Origin of the sequence: Hyalangium versicolor (genome assembly GCF_020103695.1) — a bacterium.
GTDB classification, from domain to species: domain Bacteria; phylum Myxococcota; class Myxococcia; order Myxococcales; family Myxococcaceae; genus Hyalangium; species Hyalangium versicolor.
The window spans coordinates 1-16839 of sequence record NZ_JAHXBF010000058.1 but is presented as its reverse complement, the minus strand read 5'-3'; the positions used below and the strand labels follow the sequence as shown (position 1 = coordinate 16839).

12 protein-coding genes, 4 tRNA genes and 2 pseudogenes are annotated in these 16839 nt (G+C 66.1%); 16 read left to right on the top strand and 2 right to left on the bottom strand.

What is annotated here, in order from left to right:
• The 10 genes and pseudogenes from KY501_RS52165 to KY501_RS52120 form a co-directional block, all read left to right on the top strand.
• Positions 1–738, top strand: a pseudogene (locus tag KY501_RS52165) (tetratricopeptide repeat protein); the annotation flags it as partial.
• A 37-nt stretch (positions 739–775) separates the two neighbouring features.
• Positions 776–1717 carry a DUF4388 domain-containing protein gene (locus KY501_RS52160; RefSeq protein WP_224373081.1) on the top strand — a complete coding sequence of 314 codons (942 nt, stop codon included), beginning with the start codon at positions 776–778 and terminating at the stop codon, positions 1715–1717.
• Between the two features lie 4 nt (positions 1718–1721).
• Positions 1722–2777, top strand: a complete 1056-nt coding sequence (selD, locus tag KY501_RS52155; RefSeq protein ID WP_224373080.1) for a selenide, water dikinase SelD — start codon at positions 1722–1724, stop codon at positions 2775–2777.
• A gap of 54 nt (positions 2778–2831) precedes the next feature.
• Positions 2832–3653 carry an N-acetylmuramoyl-L-alanine amidase family protein gene (locus tag KY501_RS52150; RefSeq protein WP_224373079.1) on the top strand — a complete coding sequence of 274 codons (822 nt, stop codon included), beginning with the start codon at positions 2832–2834 and terminating at the stop codon, positions 3651–3653.
• 57 nt (positions 3654–3710) lie between these two features.
• On the top strand, positions 3711–4424 hold the full coding sequence (gene rph, locus KY501_RS52145; RefSeq protein ID WP_224373078.1) for a ribonuclease PH: 714 nt from the start codon (positions 3711–3713) through the stop codon (positions 4422–4424).
• Entirely contained in the window at positions 4421–5026 is a 606-nt protein-coding gene (gene rdgB, locus KY501_RS52140) for an RdgB/HAM1 family non-canonical purine NTP pyrophosphatase (RefSeq protein ID WP_224373077.1), read from the top strand. The genes rph and rdgB overlap by 4 nt, the downstream gene beginning before the upstream one ends.
• 61 nt (positions 5027–5087) lie before the next feature.
• Positions 5088–5161, top strand: a tRNA-Pro gene (locus KY501_RS52135).
• 23 nt (positions 5162–5184) lie between these two features.
• Positions 5185–5261: transfer RNA gene (locus KY501_RS52130), tRNA-Arg, on the top strand.
• Between the two features lie 91 nt (positions 5262–5352).
• Positions 5353–5426: transfer RNA gene (locus KY501_RS52125), tRNA-His, on the top strand.
• Positions 5427–5442: 16 nt separating this feature from the next.
• Positions 5443–5516, top strand: a tRNA-Arg gene (locus KY501_RS52120).
• A 147-nt stretch (positions 5517–5663) separates the two neighbouring features.
• On the opposite strand, the gene KY501_RS52115 is transcribed toward KY501_RS52120, so the two are convergent.
• Positions 5664–6125, bottom strand: coding sequence for a hypothetical protein (locus tag KY501_RS52115; RefSeq protein WP_224373076.1), 462 nt, complete (start codon positions 6123–6125; stop codon positions 5664–5666).
• A gap of 184 nt (positions 6126–6309) precedes the next feature.
• Here KY501_RS52115 and KY501_RS52110 point away from each other — a divergent pair, with 184 nt between their 5' ends.
• From KY501_RS52110 to KY501_RS52090, 5 genes are all read left to right on the top strand, one after another.
• A complete protein-coding gene (locus tag KY501_RS52110; RefSeq protein ID WP_224373075.1) occupies positions 6310–9789 on the top strand; it encodes a CARDB domain-containing protein in 3480 nt (1159 codons plus the stop codon).
• Positions 9790–10101: 312 nt separating this feature from the next.
• Entirely contained in the window at positions 10102–11016 is a 915-nt protein-coding gene (locus KY501_RS52105; protein ID WP_224373074.1) for a DUF2381 family protein, read from the top strand.
• Between the two features lie 22 nt (positions 11017–11038).
• Positions 11039–12904 carry a serine/threonine protein kinase gene (locus KY501_RS52100; protein ID WP_224373073.1) on the top strand — a complete coding sequence of 622 codons (1866 nt, stop codon included), beginning with the start codon at positions 11039–11041 and terminating at the stop codon, positions 12902–12904.
• A gap of 307 nt (positions 12905–13211) precedes the next feature.
• Positions 13212–13688 carry a hypothetical protein gene (locus KY501_RS52095; RefSeq protein ID WP_224373072.1) on the top strand — a complete coding sequence of 159 codons (477 nt, stop codon included), beginning with the start codon at positions 13212–13214 and terminating at the stop codon, positions 13686–13688.
• 1274 nt (positions 13689–14962) lie between these two features.
• Positions 14963–15298 carry a hypothetical protein gene (locus KY501_RS52090; RefSeq protein WP_224373071.1) on the top strand — a complete coding sequence of 112 codons (336 nt, stop codon included), beginning with the start codon at positions 14963–14965 and terminating at the stop codon, positions 15296–15298.
• A 54-nt stretch (positions 15299–15352) separates the two neighbouring features.
• Here the strand turns inward: KY501_RS52090 and KY501_RS52085 are convergent, their stop codons facing one another.
• Positions 15353–16006 carry a hypothetical protein gene (locus tag KY501_RS52085; protein ID WP_224373070.1) on the bottom strand — a complete coding sequence of 218 codons (654 nt, stop codon included), beginning with the start codon at positions 16004–16006 and terminating at the stop codon, positions 15353–15355.
• A gap of 250 nt (positions 16007–16256) precedes the next feature.
• Here KY501_RS52085 and KY501_RS54520 point away from each other — a divergent pair.
• A pseudogene (locus KY501_RS54520) lies at positions 16257–16352 on the top strand (tyrosine-type recombinase/integrase); the annotation flags it as partial.
• Between the last annotated feature and the right edge of the window lie 487 nt (positions 16353–16839).

Genomic DNA, 16839 nt, shown 5'->3' with positions numbered 1-16839 from the left:
GGTAGGGACATGGACGAGGCTCTCAAGCAGCTTCTCACCCTCGGTCGGGGGTATTTCGACAAGAAGCAGTACGCGCAGGCCGAGCAGTACCTGTCGCAGGTCGCCGAACAGAATCAATCGTTCGCCGACGTCTACAACATGCTCGGCATCATCTACCACGACCAGGGGCAGTTCGCCCGGGCGCAGCGGTCGTTCGAGGCGGCGCTGCGCATCAATCCGGCGTATACGGAGGCCGCCCTCAACCTGGCCGTCATCTACAATGACATGGGCAAGTACGCCGAGGCGAAGGAGGTCTACCAGAACGCCCTCGCCCGGCAGAAGAACGCCCCCGGGGAGATGGATCCCTTCGTCAAGGGAAAGATCGCCAACATGTACGCGGACATTGGCAACGTGTTCGCCTCCAATGGCGCCTGGGAGCCGGCCATCGGCGAGTACCAGCGGGCCCTGGCGCTGTGCCCCCAGTTCGTGGACATCCGCATCAAACTGGGGGACGCGCTGCGTGACGCCGGGCGCCACCCGGAGGCCATCAAGCAGTTCGAAGAGGCCATCGCGCAGAATCCGGGCTTCATGCCGGGTCGCATCCATTATGGAATCGCGCTTTACTCGGCAGGCCAGCGGACGGAGGCTGTGAAGGTGTGGGAGGACGTGCTGGCGCGCGATCCGGAAAACAAGAGCGCGCGGATGTACCTCAATCTGGTGAAGGAGTCGGGGACGGGGAAGGCGGAGCAGGCAAGCTGATATCCATGGAAACCCTCTTCATCGAGGTCTCGGTAACGTGAGCACTCCGAGCGGGTCGAAGAACTACGCCCTGAAATTCATCTCCGGGAAGTATCAGGGCGGCGAGTTCCCCCTGAAGGCGGACAAGCAGATCGTCATCGGCCGGTCCAGCGAGCTGGACATGGTGCTCGTCGAGGACATGGTTTCGCGCAAGCACGCGAAGATCATGATCAGCGCCGGGAACATCACCATTGAGGACCTGGGCTCGACCAACGGCACCTTCGTCAACGGCGAGAAGGTGAAGCAGGCGCGGCTGAAGGAGGGGGACCGCATTCTCATCGGCACCTCCATCCTCAAGCTCATCCAGCAGGGCGCGGACTCGGCCAACGTGGACGAGAACGTCGTCAAGCAGAAGCTGGAGGAGGCGGCGGCGGCGCAGGCAGCCCGGTCCACGAAGACGTCTTCGATGACGGGGAAGATCGAGGAGATCCCGCTGCCGGATCTGCTCCAGCTCTTCCACACGTCCAAGAAGAACGGCGTGCTGGTGATCACCAGTGAGCGTGAGGGGAAGATCTACCTGCGCCAGGGCCGCGTGTACTACGCGGTGATCGACGAGAACCACAACCTGGGGCCGCAGAAGAGCTTCAACCGCATCATCACCTGGGAGCACGGCGACTTCGAGCTGCGCCCGGCCGACAACCAGGAGTTCATGGTGGAGCTGGACTCGTCCACCGAGGCGCTCCTCATGGACGCCCTGCGCCAGTTGGACGAGTTCAAGCGCATCCAGGGCAACCTGCCGGATCTGGCCTCGCCGATGCGGCTGGCCCAGCCGATGACGGCTCCGCTCAAGGAGCTGACGCCGGAGCTGCTGGACGTGCTCCAGTTGGTGAACAACTACGGCAGCCTGGGCGGCGTGCTGGACCATGCGGACCAGGACGACGTGCTGACGGCCGAGGCCGTGGTGCAGCTCATCTCGCGCGGGTACGTGCAACAGGGGTGACGCCATGGCCGACGAACAGCACACTCACAAACGACTCACGGAATTGAGTCACTGCGCGGGCTGAGCTGCGAAGCTCCGGCCCGCGGATCTGGCGCAGGTCTTGCGTCGACTGAAGAGAGCGAAGGGACCGCAGGCGTTGGTGGGGTTCGCCACCAACGATGACGCGGCCGTGTACCGTCTGGCGCCCGGCCTGGCCGTGGTGGAGACGGTGGACTTCTTCCCGCCGGTGGTCGACGACCCGTTCCAGTTCGGGGCCATCGCCGCGGCGAACGCGCTCTCGGACATCTATGCGATGGGCGCCAGGCCCATCTTCGCGCTGAACCTGGTGGGGTTCCCGAAAGAGCTGCCGCTCGACATCCTCGAGAAGATCCTCGCGGGCGGGCAGTCGAAGGCGGACGAGGCGGGCATCCCCATCCTCGGCGGCCACAGCATCCAGGACCCCGAGCCCAAGTACGGCATGGCCGTCACCGGCGTGGTGCACCCGAAGAAGGTGCTTACCAACGCGGGCGCGAAGCCGGGGGATGTGCTGATTCTCACCAAGCCGCTGGGCTCGGGCATTGCCACCACCGCCATCAAGCGGGGCGTGGCCTCGAAGGCGCTGACGAAGCGCGTGGTGCAGGTGATGTCCGCGCTCAACCGCTCCGCCGGAGAGGTGTTCGCCTCGGGGAAGTTCAAGGTGAACGCGCTCACGGACGTGACGGGCTTCGGGCTGCTGGGGCACCTGCTGGAGATGATGACGGGGGCCAAGACGCGGGCACTGCTGGCGCTGGAGCGCATCCCCATCATCCAGGAGGTACCCGGGCTGGCGAGCCAGGGCGTGGTGCCGGGCGGGACGAAGGCGAACCTGGCCCACGTGAGCAAGCGCGTGCGCTTCCCCGAGGGGCTCCCCGAGGACATCCAGTGGGTGCTCGCGGATGCGCAGACCAATGGAGGGCTGCTGGCCTCCGTACCGGCTCGGGACGCGCGCAAGGCGCTGCTGGCGCTGGACAAGGCTGGCGTGGAAGCCGCCCTCATTGGCGAGGTGGCGCGAGGCCGCCCGGGCATCGATGTCGTGGGCTGAAGGCTGGGGTGGGATTCACCCAGGGGCCTCGGCTTCGGTAGCATCGTGGGCGGCATGAAGCTTCGTACCCTCGTCCCTCTCGTGCTGCTGCTGGTGGCCACCTCTGCTCGTGCCGAGCGAAGTGCTCGCATCGTCATCGATGCGGGGCACGGCGGCTCGCAAGAGGGCGCCAAGGGTTCGGGCACGCTGATCGAGAAGGAAGTCGTCCTACAGATCGCGAAGAAGCTGCGCGAGCGCCTGGAGACCGAGATGGGGGCGCAGGTGTTCCTCACCCGGGAGAAGGATGGGACGCTGCCGCTGCCTCAGCGCGTGGACTTCGCCAACAGCAAGCGGCCGGATCTCTTCATCTCCATCCACGCCAACTCCATGCCCACGAAGAAGATGCGCGAGCGCGCCGAGGGCATCGAGACGTACTTCCTCTCCGCGACGGCCTCGGGCGCGAGCGCGCGGGCCACGGCGGACCGCGAGAACGCGGAGGCCGGTGCGAGCCATACGGTCCAGAGCGACTCCACGCTGAGCTTCATCCTCAATGACCTGGCGCGCATGGAGGCGCACGTCGACTCGTCGCGGCTGGCCTACTCCATCCACCAGCAGCTCATCTCCGCCACGGGCGCATCGGATCGAGGCGTTCAGCAGGCACCCTTCTTCGTCCTCATGGGCGTGGAGTCCCCGGCGGTCCTCATCGAGGTCGGCTACATCTCCCACCCGCAGGAGGGGCCTCAGCTCGGAAAGGCCGAGTACCAGGAGAAGCTCATCTCGGCCATTGCCCAAGGGGTGAAGGGCTTCCTGGGAGAGGTGCGCAAGCGGGACGCCCGGCCCGAGGTGCCGGTGACGGTGGAAGGGGGCTCGGCGGTGGCGGCTCCTGCTTCTCCTTGAGCCGAGAGTCCCCGGCTCTGCTAGACAGCGACTCTCTTTCCAACCGAGGAGCTTCCCGTGCGTTCTTTCCAACGCGGAGTGCTGGACCTTCGCCCTGTCACCCTGACGCCCGGTGTGAACCGTCACGCCGAGGGCTCTACCCAGGTGGAGTTCGGCCACACCCGCGTCATCGTCACCTGCTCCGTGGAGGAGCGGGTACCTCCCCACCTGATGGGGAAGGGCACGGGGTGGGTGACGGCCGAGTACGGCATGCTCCCGCGCTCCACGCACACCCGCTCGCAGCGCGAGGCGGCCAAGGGCAAGCAGAGTGGCCGCACCATGGAGATCCAGCGCCTCATTGGCCGCTCCATGCGCGCGGCGGTGGATCTGGCGACTCTGGGGCCTCGCACGCTGACGATCGACTGTGACGTCATCCAGGCGGACGGAGGCACGCGCACCGCCTCTATTACCGGCGCCTACGTGGCGCTGGTGCTGGCGCTGCGCAACCTGCAGAGCCGGGGTGTGATGTCGAAGATCCCCGTGCTCACCCCGCTGGCCGCGGTGTCCGTGGGCGTGGTGGGCGGCGAGGTGCGGGTGGACCTGGACTACGAGGAGGACTCGAGCGCGGACGTGGACCTCAACCTGGTAGCCACCGGGGACGGCCGCATCGTCGAGGTGCAGGGCACGGCCGAGCACAGGCTCTTCGACCGGAAGCTGCTGGACGGGATGCTCGATGGAGGCCTGGCGGCCATCCAGCAGCTCACGGCGGCACAGGCGAAGGTGTTGGGATGACGGCGGGGAAGCCTCGGCTCCTGTTCGCCACCACGAATGCAGGCAAGGTGAAGGAGCTGCGCGGCCTGGTAGGGGACACGGTGGAGGTGGTGTCCCTGAAGGACCTGCCGCCCATCCCCGAGCCCGTGGAAGACGGGGACACCTTCGAGGCCAACGCGGAGAAGAAGGCGCGGGCCTATGCCGAGGCGTCGGGGCTGCCAGCCCTGGCGGACGACTCGGGGCTCTGCGTGGACGAACTGGGCGGGCAACCAGGCGTTCACTCGGCGCGCTACGCGGAAGGGGACGACCGGGCGAGGTACCAGAAGCTGCTCCGAGTGCTGGAGGGCGTTCCGGAGGCCCGGCGCACGGCGGCCTTCCAGTGCGCCCTGTGCCTGGTCTTCCCGGGCGGAGGGGCGCGGATCGAGGTGGGCCGCTGTGAGGGACGCATCCTCACCGAGCCCAGGGGCTCGCATGGCTTCGGCTACGACCCGGTGTTCTTCATCCCCGCGCTGGGCAAGACGATGGCGGAGCTGACCTCGGAGGAGAAATCCGGGGTGTCCCATCGGGGGGAGGCGTTCCGGAAGATGAGGCCGGTTCTGCTAGGCCTCCAGACGACTGGGTGACAAGTCCGTCAGGTTCACCTTGCACGTCGGTCCGCGATGCACCAAGAATGTCCGTCTTGATCGGGGCGTAGCGCAGCCTGGTAGCGCACCTGCCTTGGGCGCAGGGGGTCGGAGGTTCAAATCCTCTCGCCCCGACATAGCTGTAACAGACGGTACAGGCTCCAGTAGCTCAGCTGGATAGAGCATCGGCCTTCTAAGCCGGGGGTCGCAGGTTCGAGTCCTGCCTGGGGCGCCAACCGTCCTGGAGCATTTGGGCCTTGTCAGGCCCCCGGCTTCCACGATAGGGAAGCCGCCCGTTTCACCGAGTCGTAGCAGCAAGCAGCACGGCGGCCATAGCTCAACTGGTTAGAGCGCTGGACTGTGACTCCAGAGGTTACCGGTTCGATTCCGGTTGGCCGCCCACCTTTTCTCCCCAAGCGCTCATAGCTCAACTGGATAGAGCATTGGCCTTCGAAGCCAAGGGTTGGGGGTTCAAGTCCCTCTGAGCGCGCACCTGTAAGGGGCTGGAATCCCTGGGAAAGCTTCCCGGTGGCTCCAGCCCCTTCGCTTGTGCAGGTGAGGGCGTGCAGCACCGGACGCGCTCCGCGCGACGCGGGTCAGCTGAATGCTCTGGTGCCCAAGCGGCGGGGACCGGCGCTCACTGGCGGTAAGCGGCGACGAGTTTCAACGCGTCGCGCGGATCAATCAGCGCCGGCGGGTTCGCGTGCCACTCGTCGTGCAGATAGCTGGCCCACTCCGAAATCGCCTGCAGCTGCCTCGGCTCGAGTTCTCGAACTCCCGGGGCGTAGCGCCCTTCGCGCGGCTTGAGAAAGCCGTGCAGAAAAATCCACAGCTCGGAGTCGTAGGGCGTCTTCATCATGAGTCGCAGGACAGCGGGCAGGTAGTAAGCGACTGCCCTCGTCGTCATGTAGCTGAAGTCCTCCATGTGGAGGGACGGTAGGAAGTGCGACTCGACGTCCACCTGGCGTTTGCCCAGGAAGTGCTCGACGGCGTACGGGCCATCGATCCCACCCGTGGTCAGGTCCTTCTCCGAGCAGGGCATCTCGGCGTCCGCGAACGCGGCGGCGATCGTCTCGCAAATCTCGTCGTGCGTGGCCATTCAAACAAGCCTCACAGATACCCTGGCGGCGACGCGTGGTGCAAACCTGTCGGACAGTTGGACAGGTTCGGCTCGGTCGCTCCCGGCGGGTCCCCTCCGTCTCTTCCTTTGGAAGTGGCTTGGATGGCAGGACACGCTTTGCCAAGCTTCCAGGCTCGAACCGCAGTCCTCCGCGAGGTGAGGCGTGCCACAGGCAAGCAATGGGAGAATCAGGGGCATCCTCGGAGTGGTGGTGCTGATGGCGGCCGCGGGCTGCGGGAACTCGAACAGTTCTCCAGGAGCGCCCCGGAGCACCGCACGGCAGGCGGAGACGGCGGCGGCGGACTTCATGGTGGCGGCGGTGACGGAGCCCATCACCGCTCACCCGGGCAACTCCCTCGCGTCCGAGGTCACGGTGTGCAACCAGGGCCTGGGAAGCGGCAGCACGCAGGTGGCGCTCTTCCTGACGTCGGACCCGGCCAGCCCCATGCCGCCTCCACCGGACTCGACGACAACGCTCCTCTTGAAGAGCGCGAACACGGAGCTGCTCCAGCCCGGGCAGTGCCAGACCCTGGCGATGTCCGGCCCGAGCACGGGCCAGGAGAACGGGGAGTATCATCTGGCAGCCGTCGCCGACCCGGACCACAGCCAGCCCGAGTCCGACGAAGACAACAACGCCCGGTTCAGCAACCCCTTCGTCATCAGCGAGATGGCGGATCTCGTGGTGACAAAGGTGACAGGCCCAGTGAGCGCTACCATGGGCCAACAGATCACCACCCATGTGACGATGTGCAACCGGGGGACGGATTGGGGGACCTGGGCCTGGATGTGGGTGGCCGTGTATCTGTCGCCGACTCCGACCGTCTCGCTGCCTGTTCCACCCACGGCGGTCTTCCTGGGGGCCTCAAACCTGTACCACTCCTATCCCGCCTTGTGCGAGGAGCTGGCGATCTCAGGTCCGGTCTCGGTCGACACGGCAGGCCCCTGGTTCCTGGTGGCAGTGGCGGACAAGGACAACACCCAGCCCGAGCTCTTCGAGGACAACAATGTCCTCGTCAGCAGCCGTCCTATCGGGGTGGGCCTGCTGCCGGACTTCGTGGTGACGGCGGTCACCGCTCCTCCGAGCGCACGCTCGGGCCCCTTCGCTGCCTCGGTGACCGTGTGCAACCAGGGCACTCAAGGCGGAAGCACCCAGGTCGAGGTGCACGGGACCCGAGTTCAAGACAGCTCCTCGCCGGCTCCCACGCTGTCCCTCGGGACCGTGTCCACCGACTTCCTCTCCCCGGGCCAGTGCCAGACGCAACCCGTGAGCACCTGGCTTCGCACGGTGACGGGGACGTACACGCTGGAAGCCGTGGCGGATCCAGGCCACACAACGCCCGAGCTCATCGAAGACAACAACAGCAAGCAGGGAGATCGCTTCAGCCTGGGGCTGCGGCCCGACTTCGTGGTGGCGGCGGTGAGTGGGCCTCCGAGCGTGCTCCCGGGCGATTCGTTCACCGCTTCGGTGACGGTGTGCAACCAGGGCACCCAGAGCGGGAGCACCTCCGTCAGTGCCTACCTGTCCACGGATGAGGTCATCACCCCGCACGCCCAGACGCCTCCGCCCTTCGGCGTGGATCGCCGGGTGGGAACGCAACCCACCGATGTGCTCGCGCCGGGACGGTGCCAGGCGCTTTCCATCCAGAGCTCAGCCCTTGGGCCGACGGGAGTCTCCTACCTGGGAGCGGTCGTGGACCCGGACCAGAGTACGCCCGAGTTGAGCGAGGACAACAACGCCAGGACGGGCCACCGCATCAGCCTCGGCCTGCGGCCCGACTTCGTGGTGACGGCGGTGATCGGCCCCGAGAATCTGATCAGCAGCGTCGCCACGTTCGACACCAAGGTCACCGTTTGCAACCAGGGCACCGTGGGTGGGAACACCCTGGTCAGTGTGTACAAATCCTGGGGTGAGCACCTCTCCGTGGCCGATCCCAACGTCAACTGGATAGGCCAGGCGACGTGGGCGGGGGACCTGTACAGCCGCTACCTCTGGCCCGGGGAGTGCGAGACGCAGCTCGTGCATTGCTCGTTCTCGGGAGAGGACGGCCTGTACTTCCTGGGAGCCATCGCCGACCCGGACCGCACCACCCCCGAGCTGCTCGAGGACAACAACAGCTTCACTGCTGGCCACCTCAGCACCTTCTGGGGACCGGACTTCGTGGTGACGCAGGTCACCGGGCCCGCGAGCGTGCTGCCGGGTCAGCCATTCACCGCCCAGGTGTCGGTGTGCAATAGGGGCTCGTTCCATGGCACCACGCAGGTGGATCTGCTGCTGTCCTCGGACAACCTCCTCATGTCGCCGGAGCCCTTTCTCCCCGAAGCTCAGGGGGTGATCGCGGGCTCGTCGGCGCAGTTGCCGCTGGAAGAGGATGAGTGCCAGACGATCGCGGTGCCGAGTGTGGCCTCGGTTCCGGCCGCGGGCGCGTACTTCCTGCAAGCCGTGGCGCACCCGGATCCCAACGGGTGGGAGAAGCGCCAGGACAACAGCGCGAAGGTGGGCAGCCGCATCGGCATCGGTCAGGGGCCGGACTTCGTGGTGACCCAGGTGAGCGGGCCCGCGAGCACGGCGCCCGGCGCCTTCACTGCTTCCGTGAGGGTGTGCAACCAGGGCACCGTGGCAGGTGTCTCCCAGATCGATCTGTACGTCTCCCCCGATCAGCAGACGCTGCCGCCCGTGCCGGGCCTCTCACCCCTGGCCCAGGGGCGGCTGGTGGGGAGCATGTCCAGCGGCTCGCTTGCGCCGGGAGCGTGCCAGACGCTGCCGGTGCAGGGCCAGAGTGGGGGGGCGGAGGGGGCGTTCTACCTGGGAGCGGTGGCAAGCGCGGACGGGCTCGGTCCACCGGAGTTGATCCCGGACAACAACGCCCTGATCGGCAGTCGCATGGGCATTGGCTGGCAGCCGGACTTCGTGGTGACGGCGGTGAGCGGCCCCCCCAGCGTGCTCCAGGGCGGCCAGCTCACCGCTACGGCGACGGTGTGCAACCAGGGCACGGTGGCCGGTAGCACGCGGGTGGATCTGTTCGTCTCCCCGGACACACGCGTCTCGCAGCCGGTGTCCTCGCTCCCGCCCCGGGACCGGGATCTGCTCTTGGGAACGGGGAACACGGACCCGCTCAGCCCCGGGCAGTGCCAGGCGGTGTCTGTGTCAGGAGCCGCCGCGATGCCTACTGACGGAGCGTACTACCTGGGAGCGGTGGCCAACCTGGATCTGCGGCCGGAGCTGATCCGGGACAATGACAGCCTTGTGGGCAGTCGCATTGGCATCGGCTCGGCTCCGGACTTCGTGGTGACGGCTGTGACCGGCCCCGCGAGCTTGCCCCCGGATGCTTCGCTCACCGCCGCGGTGTCGGTGTGCAATCAGGGCACCTTGGCGAGGAGTGCGTCTGTGACACTGATCCTGTCCGAGGATGACATCGTCGAGGGCCTGTATTCGTCCCTGCCGTGGGAGCCCCAGGATTTCTACATGGGGGATGGCAACACCGCGGTCCTCGAACCGGGGCAGTGCCAGCCGCTGGAGATCCAGGGACATCTCTGGGACGCCACGCCAGGAGGTTTCCTCGGGGCCTTCGTCTACTCGGACCAGCCGGAGCTGATCAAAGACAACAACGGCAAGATCGGCACCCCCATCACCGTCACGTTCTGAGTCGCTTGGCAGCATAAACCCTGTGTCTACGAAACCGGGGCAGGCTCAGGTTGGGGGTTCAAGTCCCTCTGAGCGCACACCTGTAAGGGGCTGGAATCGCTGGGAAAGCTTCCCGATGGCTCCAGCCCCTTCGCTTGTGCCGGTGAGAGCGTGCAGTACGGGTGCAGCCAACACGCTCCGCTCCCGTGAAGCGCAACCCCAGGTTCAGGCTGTCCACTTCCTCCTGGAAACTGACTGGCGGGATGCCCGCCCGGAGCAGGAGGGCGTCTCCAGTCTGCTACTGTGGCAGCCAACCCAGGAGGTTCGCTCGCCTTGTTCCTACCCAGTCCCTTGCATGCCGTCGCGCTCGCCTCCCTGCTGGGGTGCATTGCCGCAACGGCACAGGCTGCGCCCGATGGGCGCTCGGGTCCCCGCTCCATCGTTCTTACGGGTAAAGCGGGCGAGTCGCCGCTAATCTACCTGGCGCCTGGCTCCTTTACGTTCATCGTCCTGGATGCGCCGATCGTGCGTGAGTCTGTCCAGGTGGAGGGCCGCGCCCGCTTTGCCAGAGTCGACCCGAGCGATCTGGGCATCACGCTTGTCCTCGCAGCGCCGATCGCGCCTACGGAACGGCTGGCGCTCCGGTTCACCTATCGCGAGGGCTCGCCTGAAAGCGTCGTGTTCCTGCTCACCGGGCAACCGGGTGAGGTGGATACCGTGGTCAGTGTCAGCCGCCCGCAGCAGACGGTGGAGGCGTGCCGCGTGGAACTGGCTGTCACGCGTGAGCGGTGCGAGGCCCAGAGCGGGGAACTGGAGGAGTTGAAAGCGCGGCCCCCAGCCGTAAGCCCGGCAGCCGTGGCGCTCGCGGGGCTCGTAGACGCGGACGGCATGATGGTTCTGGTCTGGCAGGAGTGCCGCCGGGCGAAGGGCGAGTTTCGCATCGACCAGTGCAGGGTGCTCGCGGCGTCAACGTGGACGGTGGTTGTCTTCGAAGTGAGCAACCCCGGGGCGGAGCCGTGGACGCCTGCATGGGCCGAAGTCACGCCCGCAGCGGGAGGAGTGGCGCGCCGCGCCCGCGCGGTGCTCTCTGGACAGGTAGCTATCCCCCCAGGCGGAACGGTGAGCGTGGCCATTGAGGTGGAGATGCCCGGGCGGGAGCCGGAAGCATGGCTGCAGGCTCTGCACTCGCTGCGGGTCTGCAACGCTGACGGGAGCCGCTGTCTGTCCGTTCCCCAGGTGACTCTGTAGCCACAAGCGAGAGGTGCTCGGCATGTTCTGGCGATTGGATCCCAAGAATCTTGCGCCCGGTCAGATGGTGGATGGCTGGCGCATCGTCCGGAAGATCGGCGGCGGCAGCTATGCCGTTGTCTACGAGGTGGAGAAGGACGGGAAGCGCTTCGCTCTCAAGGTGGCCTGTCAGGTGGACACGCGCGGTGATCCGAAGCAGACGGATGCGCGCGCACGGCGCGAGGTGGTTTGCCTCCAGAAACTCGACCATCCCCACATCATCCGCATGTGGGCTCACGGTCGTTGCGGGGATCCTCGTTCGGGCTTTCTCTACGTCGTCCTGGACCTCGTCGACGGCTACACGCTGGGGGAGTGGGTGCGGCGGACCTATCCCACCGTGCATGAAGACGTCGTGGTGTTCCTCAAGCTGTTTGACGCGTTGGAGCACATGCACGAGCGGGGCGTGTTCCATCGCGACTTGAGCCTGAGAAACATCATGCTCACCAAGGAAGGCGAGCCGGTGATCATCGACTTCGGGGCGGCGGACTACGCGGACGCCGCGGAGTTGACGGATGCACAGTTACCCCCCTGCACGCCACGCAATCGCAGCCCGGAGGCGATGCGCTTCTGGCGGGAGAACCTCCACAACCCGGAGGCGCGTTACACCTTCCAGGCGACCGATGACATCTTCGCGCTCGGAGCCGACCTCTACGACGTGCTGACGGACCCAACCCCCGACCTCAGCAAGAATCGGCCCTCGCTCCAGGGCGCGGTGGCTCCTGCTTCCCCGTTCAAGGTCACCCAGGGGCGCGTGCCGCTGGACCTGAGCACCTATGCGATGATGTTGCTCCACCCCTCGCTCAAGGAGCGGCCCGCGACGGCGAAAGATGCGCGGCGTCCGCTAGAGGATTTCGCGAAGTGCGAGGGCCCGGAGTGGCGCGACACCCGTCCCCACCTCGTCTCCGCGCAACTCCCGCCAGAACCCGCCGAGGGGGGGCCCGCCCCAATCGAGGAGGGGCAGCCCGGGGGCGTGGAGGTGCCGATCCCCTCTCACCCCTCCGCCGTGCAGGGAGCCGGAGTTGCTGCGCTCAACAGTGCGCGTCTTGCGTTGCGCCGTCCGACACTCGTTGGACTGCTGGCGCTCGTGGTGCTCGCGGCAGCCGTGGCCGCCTCTGTACTGCACAGGCCAGTACCAGCGGAGCCGCCCCCCGTGGCCCGGAGCGGCTCCGTGGAGCAAACCGCACCCGCGCCCGTGCTGGCCGAAAAGCCGACAAGCCGCCCCGCTCAGTTACCCTCGTCTCCCCCTACCCAGAAGGAGGCGAGCCCTTCCGTGCAACTGCCCGAGAATTCACCCACCCTCACCAACGGCGTGCCCAACCCGCAGAAGGCCAGCCCCCGGCGCATGCTCTCGAAGGTTCAGCGGTGCGCGCTGCTCGTGTTCACCCTCGCGTGGGTTGAAGAGGGATGCACGGGTGTGCAGACGCGCCCGGAGCCGGAGGCGTGCCCCCAGGAAGCCGTTGACGCGATGCGGAAAGAGCTAGGTTGGAGGATGGGAGGAGGAACACAGCCCGGGATCGTCGTTGACGTGACCAAGAGGGCTCCCGAGTACCTGACCAAAGATGAAGACTTCTTCACAGTGCACAATGACGGTCCCGTGACCGGTGAGCTTGCCAGGGATGAGGGCAAAGCTCCGAAGGGGACACGGCTAGAGGGGCACCTGTGGACGACGGGAGATCGCATCTACGGCCGTTATCGCCGTGCCCAGCTTCCAGGCGGGCGCACCGTGCCGATCTGCGTCGAGCTGACCTACGGGCGCAATCTGGGCTTGGACAAGCAAGAGGGATCCAAGCCCGGTCATGCTGTGGGCGCGAAGGAAGCCAACGGGCTTGCGGTCGCGCGATGGCGTTGATCAGGGCACAGTAGAGAGTGCTGCGCGGCCTCGATGGAGAGTGCGCGCGTCGGACAGCGCCAACTCGGGCTGGTGGAGCGCTCCCTCCGTCGGATAGGTGAAACAGACCCGGTGGAGCCCGCAAGAAGGCGTACTGCCCCATCTCTTGCTGCCTAAGTGTTTGCCGTGCCCCGTATCCTAGGGCTGAGCTGGCCTGCCTGCTGAGGCGAGCGACCGTTACCTCACCTGTCGGGCAGCGCCACTGCGCGTGCTCCGCCATACCCAGTCAAGCCAAGGTCCCCAAACTCTGCTGATATTGCGGGCCAACATGCTCCACCGTCTCTACCTCTCTCTCCTGTGGCTCCTCATCGCTATGGGAGGGCTCACCGTTGCCGCCACCGTGACCATCCAGGTGCACGACCACTCCGTTCTGGAGGAAGCCCGCAAGTGCTTCCTCTCAGCGAAGGACAAGCAGGGTGAACGACTGATGGACCTCTTCAATGCCGAAAGGGATCTCCTGCAAGGTGGGTGGGGCTCGGATGCCGCGGCGGAGGCCGAGAGGAGGATTCCTGAACAGCAGCCGGAACAATGTGCCATCCATCGCTACTCGAAGGATGCAGAGCGGACATGGGAGATTGGCGAGTACTTCTCCACGCGCGCATGGGTCATCACGTCCCTCACCGCGACATATGAACCGAGGACCACGGCCCTTTCGCTACTGGCCTTTCTCCCGGCCGTTGCCGTCATGTTCCTTCGTCGTTGGTGGCGCTGGGTCCGCTACGGCTCGCCTCCCGCAGCCACCTGAACCGCCGCGCAATCGCCTGCTCGCTGTGGATCGAGGATCCAAGCGGCTTGCAGCCATCAATACCCACGGCAGCGTGACGATTCCCAAGAGGAGCAACCGAAGACTGCGCGCCCTACGCGGCCTCGGATAGGGTGTTCTCGTGGCGCGGATAGGGCACGGCAAACCGGTGATCAACCCGGTATCCCGACGGGGTACAGCGGACTCGTACGAGACGTATCTGTTCGCCGTACCCCGTCGTGACGAGTGGTGTTGAGCCGTGACAGCACCAGGGCTCCATTCGAGTAGGAGTCCATGGAGCAGGAGTTGGAGCAATTCCGTCAGGAGGTAGAGCGGTTGAGGGCGGGCCGTCAGCGCGTACCAGATCGCCGTGTCCCATCAGGGGGAGGGAAGAGGTACCGGCCAGCCGAGATGGTGGAGCACGTCATCCAGGCAGCGCGTCAGAGTCCCGCGTGCTCCGTCTCCCACTGCGAGTGGAGCGGGGCAGTCCAGCTGCGGGCCCATGAACGGTGGCCTCCCTCACCACTGGGCACAGCGAATATTTACCCCACGTCGGACATCTCCAACTCGGCTCGGTCAGCTCCAACTTGGCCCCGATGGGTGCGCGCATCGTACAGATCCAGCTCGGCCCCGATGGGTGCGCGCATCGTACAGCTCCAACTTGGCCCGCTGGTGCGCGCTCGTCGGTCAGCCCCAACTCGGCTCGGGAGCGCGCGCGTTGGTCAGCTCCAGCTCGGCTCGGGGGCGCGCGTCCGTCAGCGCCAACTCGGACCCGGGGGCCCGCGTCGGTCAGCTCCTAGCCCGGCCCACCTCGGCCCCAGGAGGAGCACCGCAGCTTGGAAGAGCGGAAGCCGGGCAAGAGAGCGCGCCCGGGGAGCACCACGCGCACCGCTGCAAGGGCTCTAGAACAGCGGTGCCGCCTCTACGGCTCAAAACCCCCGGGCCCGTGCTTCTCGGACGCATGGCGGCCCCTTAGCGCGCCATGTTCTCACTGTCTTCCTGCGCGCGCTTCTGCGCCGGCCCGGCGTGCGGCTCATGGGCTACCCGTCAGCGGCCCTCACCTCCCACTCTGCTCCAACCCGCTACCCCCAACAGCCCTCCTGTCCTCCCGATACGTCACAGCACGCGCGAAGGCCGCAGATCACCGACGGAGACACCAAAAAAAACGCCTAACTCCCCGAAATCACTCGGGATCTAAAAATAGTTGGGCTCCGCGACCGGTCGCGCAGATCCGGTTCTGTAAAGGGCCATGGGGATGGTCCCCAAAGGAGAAGAAAATGGTCGTGAAGCCAGAACAGATCGTGGAAGACATGCTGACGGAGATCGCCGGATACCTACTCGTCAGGGACGATGACCTCAGCAGCGCGTTCATGGAGACGAACGCGTCGCCGTTCGAGTTCGACGAGGGTGAGATCGAGCGCTCGCGCTGGGCCGGGCGCGGGCGGATCACTTTCCTCGTGGGCCTTACCTTCGTTGGGGAGACCCCTGAGGAGCAAGGCGAGAACGGAGAGAAGGTCGAGGCGGCCGCCACCGGCTCGTTGGTCGATGTGGGCGGCAAGTGGACCGTCGAGTCGGCGACCACGACCTCGACGCGGGTCGTGCGGAAGGGGTAGCAAACTGAGCACCGAGGGCGGAGGCTCGAACGAGACCTCCGCCCTTGGCTCGCGCTACTCGCCGTCGTCTCTATCGTCCTCGTCTTCATCGACGAAGCCGTCGTCGCCCGGAGGAAACGTCTCGTCATCGGGCTCGTCGTCGTCCTCTGCTTCGAGCATCTCCTCCATGTAGCGGAACTTGTTGCGACCCTCGCCGGGCTTCCGGACGCCGTCGTCCGGCGTGACCTCGACGAACTCACCGTCTTTCAGGACGAACTCCCGCATAATGCCGTTCGCCTCCTCGTGTTCGAGTTGGCGGATCTCGGCGGCCGTCGGCATGTAGCCCTCGGCGTCGGTCCACGACTTCTCGAACCGACTATGCGGGCCGTCGTGGCCCTTCCACAGGATGCAGTCGTAAGCGAACGCCGGGCCGCGACGCCACTGCGAACGGCAGGGACCGTGCTCCTCGACCAACTTCATGAGACGGTGCTTGCTCCGGTGCTCGACGCGTGGAGGCAGCGGATCGGTCGGGGCCAACTGCGTCGGCGGAGCACCCGCCTTCGAGTTCGGCTTCGCGCGGTGCTTCAGGTCACGGAAGTCGATGTAGCCCGCGCTCTTTGCGAAGTTATTCAGCCACTGCAGGTGGGGGAGCCCCTCCTGCTTGGCCGCCTCCTTCGCCAAGCGCTTCAGGCGCTCGACCTCGGCGTGCGTAAACGTGAGACGTGACATGGAACTCTCTCCTCGGAAAGCGCCTTCGTCGGTCGTGGCCCACTCAGGACCGCAGCGCTCAGAGATGAGAGCGTTGGGGGACGTCGGTGCCGATTCGGCTTTGCCGGTGTGGGCGGCGGGCACCCGTCGAGTGCCACTGCCCGTTGTTGTACTGCTCACCGTGACCGACCGTCAACCGGGCGTAGCCGCTCGACCTCCCACGAGGTGCTTCTCCAGGAACGCCGCAATGTCGAGGAAGTCCTGACGTGCGATCGGTATCTCCGCCGTGAGGCACTTGTTTGCGATGCGGGGCGTTCCGCTCAAAGTGAGCCAGGAACTGATGGGCCACGCCACGATCGAAATGACGTAACTGATCGCCGTGCCCATCTGAGAAGAGGAGAGCGAGCGGCCTACTGAGCCGGAGGAGGACGCGAGGCGGACGCTATGCGAGCGTCCTGCGCGCCCTGTGCCCACCGCCAGTGGAAGCGGGCTGTCCGTCTGGTTGCTCAGGAGCGGCGGACATCCCGTCACCATGAGGCTGGGCGAACATTTAGTGCGCCGGGATAAACCGGCATGGAGTTGCGAATGAAAGAGTCGTACATCGAAGGGCTAGCAACCCACGATGGCCCCGAGTCATGCGCCGACACTCGTGAGGGTGCAGGTGAAGCGTTGACAGGGGTACGAGCGGGCTGGGTATTGAGCCGCGAAATCAGCCAGTCCAGGGCGCCGACGCGGTTAGGAGCCGCGCAGGAATAAAGTTTCAGTTTGCGGGTGCCCGAGATCGTGCCCATCAATGTAGGCATGGACCTGGAGGAAGTCATCGCGGCGAAGTACCAAGCGCTTGAGAGCGGACT

Coding starts and splice junctions, on each gene's coding strand:
- KY501_RS52150 (WP_224373079.1), top strand. CDS start 2,832: ATGAAGCTTCGTACCCTCGTCCCTCTCGTGCTGCTGCTGGTGGCCACC.
- rdgB (WP_224373077.1), top strand. CDS start 4,421: ATGACGGCGGGGAAGCCTCGGCTCCTGTTCGCCACCACGAATGCAGGC.
- KY501_RS52115 (WP_224373076.1), bottom strand. CDS start 6,125: ATGGCCACGCACGACGAGATTTGCGAGACGATCGCCGCCGCGTTCGCG.
- KY501_RS52100 (WP_224373073.1), top strand. CDS start 11,039: ATGTTCTGGCGATTGGATCCCAAGAATCTTGCGCCCGGTCAGATGGTG.
- KY501_RS52095 (WP_224373072.1), top strand. CDS start 13,212: ATGCTCCACCGTCTCTACCTCTCTCTCCTGTGGCTCCTCATCGCTATG.
- KY501_RS52090 (WP_224373071.1), top strand. CDS start 14,963: ATGGTCGTGAAGCCAGAACAGATCGTGGAAGACATGCTGACGGAGATC.
- KY501_RS52085 (WP_224373070.1), bottom strand. CDS start 16,006: ATGTCACGTCTCACGTTTACGCACGCCGAGGTCGAGCGCCTGAAGCGC.